Annotated in this window: 15 protein-coding genes; 11 read left to right on the forward strand and 4 right to left on the reverse strand. The window is 70.9% G+C overall.

What is annotated here, in order from left to right:
- The first annotated feature begins 4 nt into the window (after nucleotides 1–4).
- Nucleotides 5–1,465 (forward strand): GTPase ObgE, encoded by a 1,461-nt coding sequence (gene obgE, locus EV193_RS29440; RefSeq protein ID WP_130348208.1) that lies wholly within the window; start codon nucleotides 5–7, stop codon nucleotides 1,463–1,465.
- Nucleotides 1,462–2,589: a glutamate 5-kinase gene (proB, locus tag EV193_RS29445; protein ID WP_130348209.1), complete on the forward strand. Its 1,128-nt coding sequence runs from the start codon at nucleotides 1,462–1,464 to the stop codon at nucleotides 2,587–2,589. Before obgE ends, proB begins: the two co-directional genes overlap by 4 nt.
- Here the strand turns inward: proB and EV193_RS29450 are convergent.
- A complete protein-coding gene (locus tag EV193_RS29450; RefSeq protein WP_130348210.1) occupies nucleotides 2,576–3,214 on the reverse strand; it encodes a TetR/AcrR family transcriptional regulator in 639 nt (212 codons plus the stop codon). The two genes, proB and EV193_RS29450, sit on opposite strands and share 14 nt — an antisense overlap.
- Nucleotides 3,215–3,342: 128 nt before the next feature.
- On the opposite strand from EV193_RS29450, the gene EV193_RS34285 reads away from it, so the two are divergent.
- Nucleotides 3,343–4,041: an FAD-dependent oxidoreductase gene (locus tag EV193_RS34285; RefSeq protein ID WP_242613762.1), complete on the forward strand. Its 699-nt coding sequence runs from the start codon at nucleotides 3,343–3,345 to the stop codon at nucleotides 4,039–4,041.
- Entirely contained in the window at nucleotides 4,038–4,649 is a 612-nt protein-coding gene (locus tag EV193_RS34290; protein ID WP_242613763.1) for an FAD-dependent oxidoreductase, read from the forward strand. The genes EV193_RS34285 and EV193_RS34290 overlap by 4 nt, the downstream gene beginning before the upstream one ends.
- A gap of 4 nt (nucleotides 4,650–4,653) precedes the next feature.
- On the opposite strand, the gene EV193_RS29460 is transcribed toward EV193_RS34290, so the two are convergent.
- Nucleotides 4,654–5,943 (reverse strand): MFS transporter, encoded by a 1,290-nt coding sequence (locus EV193_RS29460; RefSeq protein WP_130348211.1) that lies wholly within the window; start codon nucleotides 5,941–5,943, stop codon nucleotides 4,654–4,656.
- Between the two features lie 93 nt (nucleotides 5,944–6,036).
- Nucleotides 6,037–8,148, reverse strand: coding sequence for a RecQ family ATP-dependent DNA helicase (locus EV193_RS29465; RefSeq protein ID WP_130348212.1), 2,112 nt, complete (start codon nucleotides 8,146–8,148; stop codon nucleotides 6,037–6,039).
- A 119-nt stretch (nucleotides 8,149–8,267) separates the two neighbouring features.
- Between EV193_RS29465 and nadD the strand changes: the two genes are divergently transcribed.
- Complete coding sequence (gene nadD / locus EV193_RS29470; protein ID WP_130348213.1) at nucleotides 8,268–8,858, forward strand: nicotinate-nucleotide adenylyltransferase; 591 nt, start codon at nucleotides 8,268–8,270, stop codon at nucleotides 8,856–8,858.
- Here the strand turns inward: nadD and EV193_RS29475 are convergent.
- Nucleotides 8,846–9,145 carry a hypothetical protein gene (locus EV193_RS29475; RefSeq protein ID WP_130348214.1) on the reverse strand — a complete coding sequence of 100 codons (300 nt, stop codon included), beginning with the start codon at nucleotides 9,143–9,145 and terminating at the stop codon, nucleotides 8,846–8,848. The two genes, nadD and EV193_RS29475, sit on opposite strands and share 13 nt — an antisense overlap.
- A gap of 127 nt (nucleotides 9,146–9,272) precedes the next feature.
- On the opposite strand from EV193_RS29475, the gene rsfS reads away from it, so the two are divergent.
- The 6 genes from rsfS to EV193_RS29505 all read left to right on the forward strand — a co-directional run bounded on the left by rsfS (nucleotide 9,273) and on the right by EV193_RS29505 (nucleotide 15,190).
- Nucleotides 9,273–9,659, forward strand: a complete 387-nt coding sequence (gene rsfS / locus EV193_RS29480; protein ID WP_130348215.1) for a ribosome silencing factor — start codon at nucleotides 9,273–9,275, stop codon at nucleotides 9,657–9,659.
- Nucleotides 9,656–10,270, forward strand: coding sequence for a histidine phosphatase family protein (locus EV193_RS29485; RefSeq protein ID WP_130348216.1), 615 nt, complete (start codon nucleotides 9,656–9,658; stop codon nucleotides 10,268–10,270). The genes rsfS and EV193_RS29485 overlap by 4 nt, the downstream gene beginning before the upstream one ends.
- The gene (gene octT, locus EV193_RS29490; RefSeq protein WP_130348217.1) at nucleotides 10,270–10,995 is read left to right on the forward strand and encodes a diglucosylglycerate octanoyltransferase; all 726 of its coding nucleotides are present in this window, start codon (nucleotides 10,270–10,272) and stop codon (nucleotides 10,993–10,995) included. The genes EV193_RS29485 and octT overlap by 1 nt, the downstream gene beginning before the upstream one ends.
- A 17-nt stretch (nucleotides 10,996–11,012) precedes the next feature.
- Nucleotides 11,013–11,858, forward strand: coding sequence for a DegV family protein (locus EV193_RS29495; RefSeq protein WP_130348218.1), 846 nt, complete (start codon nucleotides 11,013–11,015; stop codon nucleotides 11,856–11,858).
- Between the two features lie 87 nt (nucleotides 11,859–11,945).
- Nucleotides 11,946–12,773 (forward strand): ComEA family DNA-binding protein, encoded by an 828-nt coding sequence (locus tag EV193_RS29500; RefSeq protein ID WP_242613764.1) that lies wholly within the window; start codon nucleotides 11,946–11,948, stop codon nucleotides 12,771–12,773.
- Nucleotides 12,770–15,190: a DNA internalization-related competence protein ComEC/Rec2 gene (locus EV193_RS29505; RefSeq protein ID WP_130348219.1), complete on the forward strand. Its 2,421-nt coding sequence runs from the start codon at nucleotides 12,770–12,772 to the stop codon at nucleotides 15,188–15,190. Before EV193_RS29500 ends, EV193_RS29505 begins: the two co-directional genes overlap by 4 nt.
- The last annotated feature ends 10 nt before the right edge of the window (nucleotides 15,191–15,200 follow it).

Raw genomic sequence — 15,200 nt, forward strand, 5'->3', positions numbered from 1 at the left:
ACCCGTGTCCCGATTCGTTGACCGCGTGGTCATCCATGTCTCCGCCGGCGACGGCGGAAACGGGTGCGCGTCGGTGCACCGGGAGAAGTTCAAGCCGCTCGGCGGCCCGGACGGCGGCAACGGCGGCAACGGCGGCGATGTCACGCTCGTCGTGGACGCCGGCGTGCACACCCTGCTCGACTTCCACTTCCGCCCGAACGCCAAGGCCACCAACGGCAAGCAGGGGCAGGGCAGCAACCGCAGCGGCGCCAACGGCGAGGGGCTGGAGCTGAAGGTCCCGGACGGCACCGTGGTGCTCACCGAGGACGGCGAGGTGCTCGCCGACCTGGTCGGCCACGGCACCCAGTACGTCGCCGCCCGTGGCGGCCGGGGCGGGCTGGGCAACGCCGCACTCGCGTCGAAGGCCCGCAAGGCGCCCGGGTTCGCGCTGCTCGGCGAGCCGGGTGACGCTCGCGATCTGGTGCTGGAGCTGCGTTCGGTCGCCGACGTGGGGCTGATCGGCTTCCCCTCGGCCGGCAAGTCGTCGCTGATCGCCGTGCTGTCCGCGGCCCGGCCGAAGATCGCCGACTACCCGTTCACCACGCTGGTGCCGAACCTCGGTGTGGTCACCGCGGGGGAGTCGGTGTTCACCGTGGCCGACGTGCCCGGCCTGATTCCCGGCGCCAGCCAGGGCAAGGGGTTGGGGTTGGACTTCCTGCGGCACATCGAGCGGTGCGCGGTGCTGGTGCACGTGGTGGACTGCGCGACCGAGGAGCCGGACCGCGATCCGGTGTCCGATGTGGACGCCGTGGAGGCGGAGCTGGCCCAGTACACGCCGTCGCTCGGTGACGATCTCGCCGAGCGGCCGAGGATCGTCGTGCTCAACAAGATCGATATCCCGGACGCGGCCGACCTGGCCGAGATCGTGCGCCCCGAGATGGAGGCGCGCGGCTGGCGGGTGTTCGAGGTGTCGACGGCGAGTCAGAAAGGCTTGCGCGAGTTGACCTTCGCACTCGGCGAGGTGGTGGAGGCGGACCGGGCGAGCAAGCCGGCTCCGGAGCGCACGCGGGTCGTGCTGCGGCCCACCGCCGTGGACGACTCCGGCTTCACCGTCGAGCCGGACCCGGAGATCGACGGCGGGTTCATCGTGCGCGGCGAGCGGCCGGAGCGGTGGGTTCGGCAGACCAACTTCGACAACGACGAGGCGATCGGCTATCTGGGCGACCGGCTCGCGCGGCTCGGCGTCGAGGAGGCGCTCGCCGCGAAGGGTGCGAAGCCGGGGAGCCCGGTCACCATCGGCCGGATGCAGTTCGACTGGGAGCCGTCCACGCCGGCCGGTGTCGCGGTGATGATGTCCGGCCGGGGCACCGACACGCGGCTGGACCAGACCGACCGAGCGAACGCCGCGGATCGCAAGGCCGCCAAGCAGGCCCGGCGAGTACACGGCGACGAAACAGCGCGCGGAACAGGGGACGACGGGGAATGAGTCACTCTGGCTCGGCGAGCCGGCGGCTGATCGCCGAGGCGCGCCGGGTGGTGGTGAAGGTCGGCTCGTCGTCGCTCACCACCGCGGCGGGTGGCCTCGACGTGACCCGCCTCGACGCGCTGGTCGACGCGGTCGCCGCGCGCTGCGGGCGGGACACGCAGATGATCCTGGTGTCCTCCGGTGCGATCGCCGCCGGCCTTGCGCCACTGGGCATCGCGCGCCGGCCGCGTGATCTCGCGACTCAGCAGGCGGCGGCCAGCGTCGGGCAACTCGCGCTCGGGCACGCCTACGTGGCGTCGTTCGCCCGGCATTCGCTTCGGGTCGGACAGGTGCTGCTCACCTCCGACGACGTGGTCCGCCGCTCGCACTACCGCAACGCGCAGCGCACACTCGAGCGGCTGCTCGCGCTCGGCGTGGTGCCGGTGGTGAACGAGAACGACACGGTCGCCACCGAGGAGATCCGCTTCGGCGACAACGACCGGCTGGCCGCGCTGGTGGCCCACCTGATCGGCGCGGACGCGCTGGTTCTTCTGTCCGATGTGGACGGTCTGTACGACGGTGACCCTCGGCGGGACGGCGCGCGGCTGATCGGCGAGGTGGCCGAACCGTCCGATGTGGACGGTGTGCGGGCGGACAGTGTTGGTGCTTCCGGGCTCGGCACCGGCGGCATGACGAGCAAGCTCGCGGCGGCTCAACTCGCCGCGGCCGCAGGCGTTCCCGTGTTGCTGGCCTCGGCGGCCGACGCGCCTCGGGCACTCGGCGGCGCGGATGTCGGCACGGCGTTCGCCGCCACCGACCGCAGGCTGAGCGCACGCCGGTTCTGGCTCGGCTACGCGGCCGACGCGACCGGCCGGCTGCACCTGGACGCCGGCGCGGTGGCCGCCGTGGTGGGCCGACGCCGTTCGCTGCTGGCGGCGGGGATCGTCGCGATGGACGGCGCGTTCGAGGCCGGCGACGTGGTCGAGCTGCTCGATCCGGCGGGCGTGGTGGTCGCCAGAGGAGTGGTCGCCTTCGACGCCGGCGAACTGCCGGGACTGATCGGCCGTTCCAGCCACGACCTGCTGGCCGAACAGCGCCGCGAAGTGGTGCACGCCGACGACCTGGTGCCTCTCACGACCCGCTGAGGTGCTTGACGAGACGGGCGATCTGGTCGGCGTACTTCTCGGTGAACTCGGGCAACGAGGGATCCTCGTCGCAGACGATCTCCGCGATCCGCGGGAGGGCGACCACGGCGCTGGCCGCGGCGAACAGGGCGAGCATCAGGTGTGCCGGATCCAGGTCGGCGGGCAGCTCACCCGATTCCTGGCGCCGGCGCAGGTTGTCGACCTGGCCGCGCAGGAACGCCACCTGTGCCGGGTCCTTTCGGAACGCCCCTTCGTCGGTGGACATGTTCGACCACACGAGCATGCGCGCGGCTTCCCGCTCGTGCAGCGTGCTCATGACGAAGTCGGCGACCACGGCATCCAGTGGCCGTTCCAGGTCGGCGATGGCGGAGCCGGTCTCCCGCCACTGGTTGTTGAGTTCGGCGTGCAGGCCTTCCTTGCCACCGAAGTAGTACGAGATCAGCTGCTTGTTGACGCCCGCGCGGTCCGCGATGTCGGCGACCCTGGTCGCGGCGTAGCCCTTCGCGCTGAACTCGATCTTGGCGGCGTCGATGATCCGGGCCTTGGTGCGCTCCGGGTCACGGCGACGCTCGCCACCGGTCGGGGCGCGGCGGGGTGATCGCGGTGGTGGCTCCTTCGCTGGCACGCGTTCACGCTAGCTCACGATCACCCCACAACTCGACATCCGGACAACTCTGTCATCTGTACGGTTGACTTAATCATCCATTTGGTTGATAGTGATGTGGAACCGACACCGAAACAGAGGAGCTTCCGATGTCCAAGCGGATCCACGTCGTCGTCATCGGCGGCGGCACCGGCGGCCTGTGCCTGGCGCAGGGGTTGCGTCAGGCAGGCGTGAGCGTCGCCGTGTACGAGCGCTCGCGCAGCAGAACCGAGCGCCTGCAAGGCTTCCGCGTGCACATCAACCCGCACGGTTCACGCGCGCTGCACGAGTGCCTGCCGTCCCACCTGTGGGAGGCGTTCGTCGCGACCACCGGCACGTCCGGCAACAACTTCGGCATGATCACCGAGCAACTCGGCGAGCTGATGCACCTCAGCGAGAACGATCTGACGCGCGGCCAGCACGATCCGACCGCGACGCACTACTCGGTCAGCCGGATCACGCTGCACCAGGTGCTGTCCTCCGAGTTGGACGAAGTGCTGCACTACGACAAGGTGTTCGAGCGCTACGAGCGCAACGCGGACGGCACGATCACCTGCCACTTCGCCGACGGCAGCACGGCGGTGGGTGACGTTGTGGTCGCCGCAGACGGCGCCAACTCGCGGGTGCGCCGCCAGTACCTGCCGCACGCCGAACGCGTCGACACCGGTGTGATCAACGTGGGCGGCAAGCTCCCGCTGACCGACGAGGTGCGCGCCGCGTTACCCGCGCGGCTGTGCGACGGTCCGAACAGCGTGATCGCACCCGGGCCCGCGGCATGTTCGTCGCGCCGCACGACCTGGACGGCGTGACCGCTGTCGACGGCATCGGCGACAACGACGAGACGGCCGAGGTCGACGCCGTGCTGTTCGACAACACCGGCAGCTACCTGCTGTGGGCCTACTTCGCCCGACATGACGGTTATCCCGACGGACTGTCCACTATGGACGGTGCGCGCCTGCGGGAGACGGTCGGCGAGCTGATCGGCGACTGGCATCCGGCCCTGCGCGCGCTCGTCGAGCGATCGCCCGAGGAAACCGTGTCGCTGCTCCCGATCCGCACCTCCGTTCCGATCGATCCGTGGCCGGCCAGCACCGTGACCCTGCTCGGCGACGCGATCCACAGCATGACGCCGTTTCGCGGCATCGGCGCCAACACCGCACTGCGCGACGCGCGACTGCTGTGCCGGGCGCTGGTCGCCGTGTCCCGTGGCGAGGCCGAGCTCCTCGACGCGATCAGCGACTACGAATCGGCGATGCGGGCCTACGGGTTCAAGGCCGTCCGCGACTCGCTGCGCACCGCCGAGCAGTCCGTCTCGGGTAATCGGCCGGCCAAGATCATGTTCAAGACCGTGCTGCGGGTGCTCAACGCCGTCGGCCCGTTGAAGCGCAAGGTGTTCGGCGACCACGGAACCGAGTGAGCTGCTATTTCAGCTCGCTGGCCTTGGTCTCCGGCAACGTCAGGATCACCAGGAACGCGATCAGCGCGCCGATCGAGACGTACCAGAAGAACACCGTCTGCAGGCCCGCCGCGGCCAGCACGCTGATCACCAGCGGGGCCGTCCCGCCGAACAGCGCGACCGTGAGGTTGTACCAGGCGCCGATGCCAAGGCCGCGCAGTTCGGTGGGGAACAGCTCGCTCATGACCGCCGGCGCGATCGAGGTCATCGCCGTGTACATGGCCAGTCCGACACAGAACACCACGAGCAGATTGCCGAAGCCCGGTTTGACCAAAGTGGACAGTGGCACGGTCAGCACGACCATCGCCGCCGACCAGGCCAGCAGCTGCGGTTTTCGGCCGACCCGGTCGGACAACGCGCCCATCGGGTACTGCAGCAGCACGAACAACGCGGTGGCGATCGACAGCGCGAGGAAGACGTCGTAGGCGTCGGCGCGACGGGTCTTGACCGCGAACGGCTGCAGTGCGCTGAAGAAGGTGTAGTAGCACAGCGTCGACAGCAGCGTGAACCCGACGAGCTGGCCGACGGCCTTCGGGTGCTCCCGCAGGGTGGTGCGCAACGGATGCCGCACCCTGCGGGCGGTGTCCTTCTTCGCCTCGAACAGCTCCGTCTCGGCGAGGCTGCGGCGCAGCCACAGTCCGACGAGCCCGAGCACGCCGCCGATGATGAACGGGATCCGCCAGCCGAAGTCGCTCATCTGCTGCGAGGTCAGGTTCTTGCTCAGCACGTATCCGAGAACCGAGGCGATCAGCACGGCCGTCCCGGTGGAGATGTAGAAGAACGCCGAGTAGCGCCCGCGCCGCTCCGTGGGGGCGATCTCGGCGAGATAGGCCGAGGCGTTGGACACCTCGCCGCCGACCGACAACCCCTGCGCGATCCGCGCGAGGATCAGCAGGAGCGGGGCGAACCAGCCGATCTGGTCGTAGGTAGGCAGGATGCCGATGAGCAGTGAGCCGCCGGCCATCAGCACGATCGTGAGGATCATGGCCGGACGCCGTCCGCGCAGGTCGGCGAACCGGCCGAGCAGCAAGCCGCCGAGCGGGCGGAAGAAGAACGCCAGCGCGTAGGTGGCGAACGTGTTGATCTGCGACAACGTGCCGCCACCTGGGAAGAACTCGCCGGCGAAGTAGATCGCGAAAGCGGCGTAGACCGTCCAGTCGTACCACTCGATGGCGTTGCCGATGCTCGCCGCGACGAGCTTGCGAACGGGGAGCCGGTGCCTGGCCGCCGTGCCCTCGATCACCTGGTCGGTCATGTCTACCTCGCCCTCGCTCGGTGCTCTGGCACCTTGCCACAGCGACGGTGATTTGTGGACCACCAATCGGCTTTCCTGGTTGGGGCATCGCCGTCACCCCGTCGAGGCCAGGGCGAACGGCAGCACGGCCGGCGCGCCGGCGTCCCGCAGCAGTTTCGTGGCCACGGCCATGGTCCAGCCGGTGTCGACCTGATCGTCCAGCAGCAGTACCGGACCCTCCACAGTGGACAGTCGCGCGGTGAGATCATCGCCCAGCCGCAACGACTTCCACACGCCGGCCACGCGCAACGCGCTGTTCGCGCGCTGCACCCGGTCGGTCGCCTCCAGTGCCCCGAGCAGCGGGAGCCGGCCGATCGACGAGATCCGTTCGCCGAACGAGGACACCAGCTGTGGACGGCGGGTGGAGCCGACCGTGACCACGCCGATCGGTCGGGCCGACCAGTCCCACTCGGCGAGCACCTTCACGCAGGCATCGACCATGTCGGCCGGCACGTCGCCGTCCCGCACCCCACCGTCCACTGTGGACGCGAACAGCTCGCGGAGACGGTTGCCCCAGCCGATGTCGGTGAGCCGGCCGAGCGCTCGCCCCGGCTCAGCTCGCTCGGTCGCGGCGATCTTGCCGGTCAGCGGAACGCCGAGATCGCCCATCCCGGTCGGCCACTGCCGACGTTCGGCGACCTCGACGCCGGCTTTTCCCAGGCGTGCCCGAGCCGAGGCCATGGACTCCTCGGACACGGCGGTGTCCCAGCGCTTGCCGGTGCAGTTGTCACACCGGCCGCAGGCCCGCGCGTGCGGGTCGTCGAGCTGGCGCTGCAGGAACTCCATCCGGCACGACTCGGTGTCCAGATAGTCGAGCACCGCGTTCTGCTCGGTCGTCCTGGCTTCCGCGATCCTCTGGTACCGGTCGCCGTCGTAGGCCCACGGCTTCCCCGTGGCGATCCAGCCGCCGCGCACCCGCTGGACCGCACCGTCCACGTCGAGCACTTTCAGCACCATCTCCAGCCGGGTGCGGTTCAGGTCCACGTGCGGCTCCAGTGCCGGCGTCGACAGTGGACGATCGGCCTCGCCGAGCACCTGGAGCACCTGCTGCACAAGGCGTTCCGCCGGGAACGCGAGCGAAGCGAAGTACGCCCAGATGTCTCTGTCCTGTGTGGACGGAAGCAGGATCACGTCCGCCCTGCGCACACCACGACCGGCACGCCCGATCTGCTGGTAGTACGCGATGGGCGACTGCGGAGCACCAAGGTGGATGACGAACCCGAGGTCAGGCTTGTCGAACCCCATCCCCAGCGCCGAGGTCGCCACCAGCGCCTTCACCCGGTTGTTCAGCAGATCCTCCTCGGCGCGCAGCCGCTCGGTCTGATCGGTGCGGCCGGTGTACGCGGCGACCTCGTACCCCTTGTCCCGCAAGAAGAACGCGACCTCCTCGGCGGTCGCCACGGTCAGCGAGTAGATGATCCCGGAGCCCTCGAGATCACCAAGCCGGTCGGCGAGCCAGCCCAGCCTGCCCTGCGCGGTGCCGATCCGCACCACCGCGAGGTGCAGGCTCTCCCGGTCGAGCGGGCCGCGCAGCACCACCGCGTCGGAGCCGTCGATGCCGAGTTGGTCGGCCACGTCGCGCACCACCCGGTCGTTGGCGGTCGCCGTCGTGGCGAGCACCGGCACGCCGGACGGCAACTCGCCGAGCAGCGAGCGCAGTCTGCGGTAGTCGGGCCGGAAGTCGTGCCCCCAGTCGGAGATGCAGTGCGCCTCGTCGACCACGAGCATGCCGGCCGTCCTGGTCAGCTCCGGCAACACCGTGTCGCGGAACTCCGGATTGTTCAGCCGCTCCGGGCTGACCAGCAGCACGTCCACCTCGCCGGAGGCCACGTCGTCCTGGACCGCCTGCCATTTCTCGGGATTCGCCGAGTTGATCGTGGCCGCGCGCACGCCGGCCCGGCCGGCCGCCTCGACCTGGTTGCGCATCAGCGCCAGCAGCGGAGACACGATCACCGTCGGCCCGGCTCCTAACCCGCGCAGCAGGGCCGTCGCGATGAAGTACACCGCGGACTTGCCCCAGCCGGTTCGTTGCACGACGAGCGCGCGCCGTCGTTCGACGACCAGGGCGCTGATCGCCGCCCACTGGTCGTCCCGCAGCGTCGCGTCGGGGCCGGCGAGCGCGCGCAGTCGATTCTCGGCCGCGTCACGCAGTTCGTTGTCTCCCATGCGCCAACAGATACTCCACACGCCCGACGAACGCACGGATTCGGCGTAGTGAAGGTCACCCTGGCTCCGAAGTCGTGATCCTCGGCGGGTCGCGGCGGTGCCACGTACGCTGATCAGCTATGTCCGGTCGGCGACGCATCGGGATCATGGGCGGCACGTTCGACCCGATCCACCACGGCCACCTGGTCTCCGCCAGCGAGGCGCAGGCCAGGTTCGACCTGGACGAAGTGATCTTCGTCCCCACCGGCCAGCCATGGCAGAAGAGCCAACGGCAGGTCAGCGCCGCCGAGGACCGCTATCTGATGACGGTGATCGCCACCGCGTCCAACCCGCGGTTCTCGGTCAGCAGGGTGGACGTGGACCGCGACGGCGCCACCTACACCGTCGACACGCTGGCCGACCTGCGCACCGCGCACCCCGACGCCGAGCTGTACTTCATCACCGGAGCCGACGCGCTGGAGCAGATCCTGTCCTGGCACCGCGTGGCCGAACTGTTCAAGCTGGCGCACTTCATCGGCGTCAACCGCCCCGGCTACCACCTCGTGGACGACCACCTGCCCGGCGGATCGGTGAGCCTGATCGAGGTGCCGGCCATGGCGATCTCGTCCACCGCCTGCCGAGTGCGCGTCGCCGCTGGTCAGCCCGTCTGGTACCTGGTGCCGGACGGCGTCGTGCAGTACATCTCCAAGCGAGGCCTCTATCGCGATTGATCGCGGAGCAGCGTGAGGACCTCGCTCAGGTCCGATCGGACCTCGCTCAGGCCCGATCGGACCTCGCCGAGTTCGGATCGAAGCCCAGTGACGTCGGATCGAATCTCGGTGACGTCGGACCGGAGGGCTGCCAGCTGCTGGCTGTGCTCGGTCTGAACGCGGCGGATGCCGACCAGTTCACGACTGTGGCGATCGACGGTTGCCTTGATGTCCAGAACCGTGTCACCGATCGCCTGGAGATCTTCCGCCTGGCGATCAACGCGCCGCGACAGCTCTGGACTGGCCATGCGGACCACCATACCGCTGCGCGATTCCGGTGACGGCACGCTGAACGGGATCAACCCGAAGGGCGAGCCTTTCGGGTGACGGTACTCTCGTGAGGCTCGAATACCCGTCCACGACGTGAGGAGCCACGTGACAGCGACGCAAGAGGCGCGCGAGTTGGCCCTGGTCGCTGCGAACGCGGCCGCCGACAAGTTGGCGAGCGACGTGATCGTCCTCGACGTGTCGGACCAGTTGGTGATCACCGACTGCTTCGTGATCGCCGCCGCGGCCAACGAGCGGCAGGTGGGCGCGATCGTCGACCACGTCGAGGAGAAGATGCGCGGCGCCGGCACCAAGCCCGTCCGCCGCGAGGGTGCACGCGAGGGTCGCTGGGTGCTGCTGGACTTCGTCGACGTCGTCGTGCACGTGCAGCACAAGGAAGAGCGGGACTTCTACGCGCTGGAGCGCCTCTGGAAGGACTGCCCGCGCATCGAGTTCACGCCGGCCGGCGTACCGGAAGAGGACGCGGCGCGGTGACCTTGCGGCGGCTCGTGCTCTGGCGGCACGGCGAGACCGACTACAACGCGTCCGGCCGGATGCAGGGCCACATCGACTCGTCGTTGACCGAGGTCGGCTGGAACCAGGCGCGCTTCGCGGTCACCGCCCTTGCCCGGTTCTCGCCGGACCTCGTGGTGGCCTCCGACCTGCGCAGGGCCACCGACACCGCGACCGTGTTCACCGAGGCGACCGGCGTGCCGCTGCGCGTGGACAAGCGGCTGCGCGAGACGTTCCTGGGCGTGTGGCAGGGCAAGAAGGGCGCCGACATCGACGCGGCCTGGCCGGGCGACCGGCGGCTGTGGCAGACCGACGCGACCTGGGCGCCGCCCGGCGGTGAGGCGCGGGTGGAGGTCGCCGCGCGGGCTCGTGAGGCGGTGGCCGCGCTCGACGAGGGTGAGCAGGAGACGGCGCTGCTGGCCACGCACGGCGGGTTGATCGTGGCGCTGACCGCGAGCCTGCTGGAGTTGCCGGTCACCTCCTGGGCGCTGCTCGGCGGCATCGGCAACTGCCACTGGACGGTGCTGGAGCGGCGCACGAGCAGCGGGCTGGCCTGGCGGCTGATCACGTACAACGCCGGCATCACCGGGTGATGGCGCCGACCCTGCTGGTTTTCGGCGACTCACTGAGCTACCACGGACCGGAGGGGCCGCGTCCGTCCGACGAGCCGGGTCTGTGGCCGAACGTCGCCGCGAACCGGCTCGGGGGAGTGGCCGAACTCGTGGCCGGTCCCGGCTGGACCGCGCGCGACGCGTTCTGGGCGCTGTCCGGTGACCCGAGGGTGTGGTCGCTGCTGCCGCGCGCGGACGTGCTGGTGCTGGCCGTGGGCAGCATGGACACGTTGCCCTCGCCGCTGCCGACCTACCTGCGCGAGGGGATCCGGTACGTGCGCCCGGACCCGCTGCGCCGCCTGGTGCGCAAGGGGTATCTGACCGCTCAGCCGTGGCTCGCGCGCGCCACCCGGGGGCGCCCGGTGGCGCTGCCGGCCGCGTTGACCGTGAAATATCTGAGCAAGACGCTGGACTCGATCAGGGCGCTGCGGCCGGGCCTGCCGGCGGTGGGCGTGCTGCCTCCGGTGCACCGCTCCGAGGCGTACGGTCTCGTGCACTCCGCCCGCGAACGGGCGGTCGTCGCGATCGAGGAGTGGGGGCGAGTGGCCGGGGTGCCGCTGCTGGACCTGGGCGGATTGGTGTCCGACCACGTGCTCGGCGGGCACGGCAACCCGGACGGCATGCACTGGGGCTGGGACGGGCACCGACTGGTCGGCGAGGCGTTGGCCGAGATCATCGCACCGATGATCGGCCCGCGCGCCGGCTGACCCGTAGGCTTTCCGCCGTGCCCGTCGCTGTCGTCACCGATTCCACCGCGCACCTGCCGGACGGTTTCGCCGAACGGCACGGCATCCGGGTCGTGCCGCTGCACGTGCTGATCGACGGCGAGAGCGGGCTGGACGGGGTGGACATCGGACCGCCCGAGTTGTCCAAGGCGTTCGCGCAGCGTCGCGTGGTCACGACGTCGCGGCCGACTCCGCAGGAGATGGCCGCCGTGTATCGCGAGCTGCTCGAGGGCGGCGCGGACGGGGTCGTGTCCGTGCACTTGTCCCGTGAGCTGTCGGCGACCTGGGAGTCGGCGTGGCTGGCCACCCAGGAGGTGGACGTGGAGCGGGTGCGGATCGTGGACTCGCGCACGGTCGGCATGGGGCTGGGTTTCGCGGTCCTGAAAGCGGCCGGGGACGCCGCGGCGGGGGCCGCTCCCGCCGATGTGGAGGCCGCCGCGGTGGACACGGCCGCGCGGACCAGCACGTTCTTCGTGGTCGAGACGCTGGAGCACCTTCGCCGGGGTGGCCGGATCGGGCCGGCCGCCGCGCTGTTGGGCACCGCGCTGTCGGTGAAGCCGGTGTTGCACGTGGACGACGGGCAGATCGTGCCGCTGGAGAAGGTGCGCACGATGAGCAGAGCGCTGGCCAGGCTGGTCGATCTCGCGGCGCGGGCGGCGGCCGGGCGGCCGGTCGACATCGCGGTGCACCATCTGGCGGCACCGGAGCGTGCGGCGGAGCTGGCCACCGAGTTGGACGAGTTGGTGCCGACGTCGTCGGGGTGCGTGGTGACCGAATTGGGCGGCGTGATCGGCGCGCACACCGGCCCCGGGGTGGTCGGCGTCGTGGTGTCCCCGCGCGATTAGGCGAGTCACTTATCCACAGGCTCGAGTTATCCACAGATCTCGTCTCGGCGGCCGGAACGGCGTTCGATCACGCCTAGCGTCGAATGCGTGTTCGACAAGACGCATCGACGATCTCAACACCGCGGCGGGCCGGCGAGTGGCCGGCTCGCCAGGCTCGCGGCCGACGCGCGGCGGGCCGGCACCGACACGTCCGGGCTGCCACCCGACCAGGAGTGGGTGGAGGTCACCGACGACGACCGTCCACAGGAGCCGGCCGCCGGTGGCCGCGCCGGGCGGCTGATCGAGCGGTGGGTTCCCGGCGCGTCGGTGCCTGCCGGCCCGCGGCGCAGACGGGTCGTGGTCTTCGCCGCACTCGTGGCTGTCGCGGCGATGGTCGCGGTGACGGTTGTCGTGACCGGCCCGGATCGCGGTGTGGCACAAGGGATCCCGCCTGGGTTGCAGCAGGTGGGCGCGCCTCCACCTGTCCACAGTGGACAGCGCGGCGGGTCGATCGTGGTGAGCGTGGTGGGCAAGGTCACCGCACCTGGATTGGTGACGGTCGCCGAGGGCGCGCGGGTGGCGGACGTGATCCGCGCCGCCGGTGGCGCCTCGTCGGGGGTGAACCTCGGCGGGCTGAACCTCGCTCGCCGGGTTACCGACGGCGAGCAGATCTACGTCGGGGTGCCCGCGCCGCCTGATGCCCAGGCGGGGCCGCAGCCGGACGCGCCGGCACCGCCCGGCGGCAAGATCGACCTGAACACGGCGTCACCGTCCCAGTTGGACACGTTGCCCGGCGTGGGGCAGGTGACCGCCCAGCGGATCGTCGAGTGGCGCACCAAGCACGGCCGGTTCGCGTCGGTGGATCAGCTCCGCGAGATCGACGGCATCGGTGCGACCCGGTTCGGCCGTCTGCGCGAGCTGGTGGCGGTCCGATGAGCATCCTGGAGATCACCGGCACGCGGGAGCGTGACGATCCGGCCGCGCGCGTCGACTGGCGGTTGGTGCCGGCGGCGATCGTGGTGTGGGCCGCGGCGCTGCTCGGCCTGCTCGTCGACTGGCGCTGTGCGGCGCTCGTCGGCGCGGCCGGGTTCGTCGTGGGGGTGGCCGTGCTGGCGCGCCGTGCGGGGCGGCATTCCGTGTGGCGCCGGTGGATCAGGCGCGGCGCGGGGTGGTCGTTGCTGCTGTGTGGTCTGGCCTCGATCGCACCGCTGACCCTGACGCTGCGCGAGGCGCGGGAAGATCCGCTGCGCGCGCCGGCGGCGGCCGGGTCGGCCGCTCACCTGCGGGTGTCGATCAGCGAGCGGCCCAGGCCCGTGTTCGCCTCAGGCTTCGGTGGACGTCAGGGCGGCGTGCAGGCGGTCGTGCTGTCCGCACAGGTGCGGCACGCGAGGGTGGCGGATCGAGAGGTCGACTCCGATGGCCGCGTACTGCTCGTGGCGCCGGCCGAGAAGTGGGCGGATCTGTTGCCAGGGCACGAAGTCGAGGCAGACGGGCTGCTGACGTCCGCGCGGCCCGGGGAGCTGACGGTCGCCGCGCTGCGGGTCCGCGGGCCGCCGCGGGTGATCAACGAGGCGCCGGTGTGGCAGCGGGTCGCCGACCGACTGCGCGACGGCCTTCGCGCGGCGTCGGGCGTGCTCTCGCCGGAGTCGGCCGGGCTGCTGCCGGCGCTGGTCGTGGGAGACACCGACAGCCTGCCTCGGCGCGTGATCGAGGAGTTCCGCACGACCGGCATGTCGCACCTCTTGGCGGTCAGCGGTACGAACTTGGCGATCGTCTGCGTGGCGGTTCTGTTGCTGCTGCGGGCTTTCCGGGTCGGGCCGCGCGGCGCCGCGGTCGGGTCCGGCCTGGCACTGGTGGGGTTCGTCGTGCTGGCCGGGCCGGAGCCGAGTGTGCTGCGGGCCGGTGCGATGGCGGCCGTCGGATTGATCGCGCTGGCACTCGGGCGGCAACGGATGGCGCTGCCCGCACTCGCCGCCTCGGTCATCGTGCTCGTGCTGTTCGATCCGGCGCTCGCCGTGGACTTCGGGTTCGCCCTCTCGGTCCTGGCGACCGGTGGGCTGGTGCTCGTCGCACCGCGATGGGCCGACTCGCTGGCGGCGCGCGGCATGCCACGCGGGATCGCCGAGGCGCTGGCGGTCCCGGCGGCGGCGCACGTGGTGACGGCTCCGGTCGTCGCCGGCATGTCGGGCCAGGTCAGCGTGATCGCGGTGCTGGCGAACCTGCTCGCCGCGCCCGTGGTCGCGCCGGCCACCGTGCTGGGTGTGCTCGCCGCCCTGTGCGCGCCGGTCGCGCCGTGGCTGGCCGAGGCGTTGGTGCATCTGGCCGGCCCGGAGGTCTGGTGGCTGATCATGGTCGGCCGGCACGGTGCGGCGGTGCCCGGCGCCGCGTTCGACTGGCCGGGCGGTTGGTGGGGCGGGCTCCTGCTGATGGTGCTGACGGTCGTGACGCTCGCGGCGCTGCGCAACCGCAAGCTTCGGGTGATCGTCGCGGCGGCACTGACCGGGCTGCTGATCGTGCTGATCCCGGTGCGGGTGATCGCTCCGGACTGGCCGCCGGACGGATGGACGGTCGCCGCGTGCGACGTGGGGCAGGGTGACGCGATCGTGGTGGCGACCGGCGAGCGGGGGAGTGCGGTGGTGGTCGATACAGGTCCGGAGGCGGCTCCGGTCGCCGGTTGTCTCGGGCGGCTCGGTGTGTCCGATGTGCCGCTGTTGGTGTTGTCCCACCTGCATGCCGACCACATCGGCGGGTTGACGGCGGTGCTCGCGGACCGGCGGGTGGCCGCGGTCGCGGTGGGGCCGGTGCGGGCGCCGGAGTGGGCGTGGCATCAGGTCCGGGGTGAGGCGGCGCGTGCCGGCGTGCCGGTCGTCCAACTCGGCGGCGGTCAGCGGCTGAGCTGGCCGGGCCTGTCGATCGACGTTCTCGGTCCGGCGGAACGAGTGTCCTATGTAGACGGTGAGGTGACCGGTACGGAGATCAACAACGGTTCGCTGGTGCTGCGTGCTCAGACGGGCGCCGGCAGCGTGTTGCTCACCGGCGACGTCGAACTGCTGGCACAAGCCGAGCTGCTCAGCTCCGGCGTGGACCTGACCGCCGACGTGCTGAAGGTGCCCCATCACGGATCGCGGTACACGGCGCCGGAGTTCCTGGCGGCGATCCGGCCCAAGATCGCGTTGATCAGCTCGGGTGCGGGCAACCGGTACGGCCATCCGAGTCCGGCCACCGTCGGCCAGTTGACCAGCGGTGGGGCGGCCGTGTACCGCACCGACACAGGCGGCGACACAGCCGTGGTCCCGGGTGATACCGGCCCGAGAGCGGTGGCACGCGGAAGCCCGCGCGCACCGCCTCGGTGAGTCGGTGTCA

Origin of the sequence: Herbihabitans rhizosphaerae, from assembly GCF_004216555.1 — a bacterium.
In the GTDB taxonomy this organism is placed as follows: domain Bacteria; phylum Actinomycetota; class Actinomycetes; order Mycobacteriales; family Pseudonocardiaceae; genus Herbihabitans; species Herbihabitans rhizosphaerae.

Excerpts from the sequence above, each read along its gene's own strand:
- proB (WP_130348209.1), top strand. The coding sequence starts at position 1,462 with ATGAGTCACTCTGGCTCGGCGAGCCGGCGGCTGATCGCCGAGGCGCGC.
- EV193_RS34285 (WP_242613762.1), top strand. The coding sequence starts at position 3,343 with ATGTCCAAGCGGATCCACGTCGTCGTCATCGGCGGCGGCACCGGCGGC.
- EV193_RS29460 (WP_130348211.1), bottom strand. The coding sequence starts at position 5,943 with ATGACCGACCAGGTGATCGAGGGCACGGCGGCCAGGCACCGGCTCCCC.
- EV193_RS29465 (WP_130348212.1), bottom strand. The coding sequence starts at position 8,148 with ATGGGAGACAACGAACTGCGTGACGCGGCCGAGAATCGACTGCGCGCG.
- nadD (WP_130348213.1), top strand. The coding sequence starts at position 8,268 with ATGTCCGGTCGGCGACGCATCGGGATCATGGGCGGCACGTTCGACCCG.
- EV193_RS29475 (WP_130348214.1), bottom strand. The coding sequence starts at position 9,145 with ATGGCCAGTCCAGAGCTGTCGCGGCGCGTTGATCGCCAGGCGGAAGAT.
- octT (WP_130348217.1), top strand. The coding sequence starts at position 10,270 with ATGGCGCCGACCCTGCTGGTTTTCGGCGACTCACTGAGCTACCACGGA.
- EV193_RS29505 (WP_130348219.1), top strand. The coding sequence starts at position 12,770 with ATGAGCATCCTGGAGATCACCGGCACGCGGGAGCGTGACGATCCGGCC.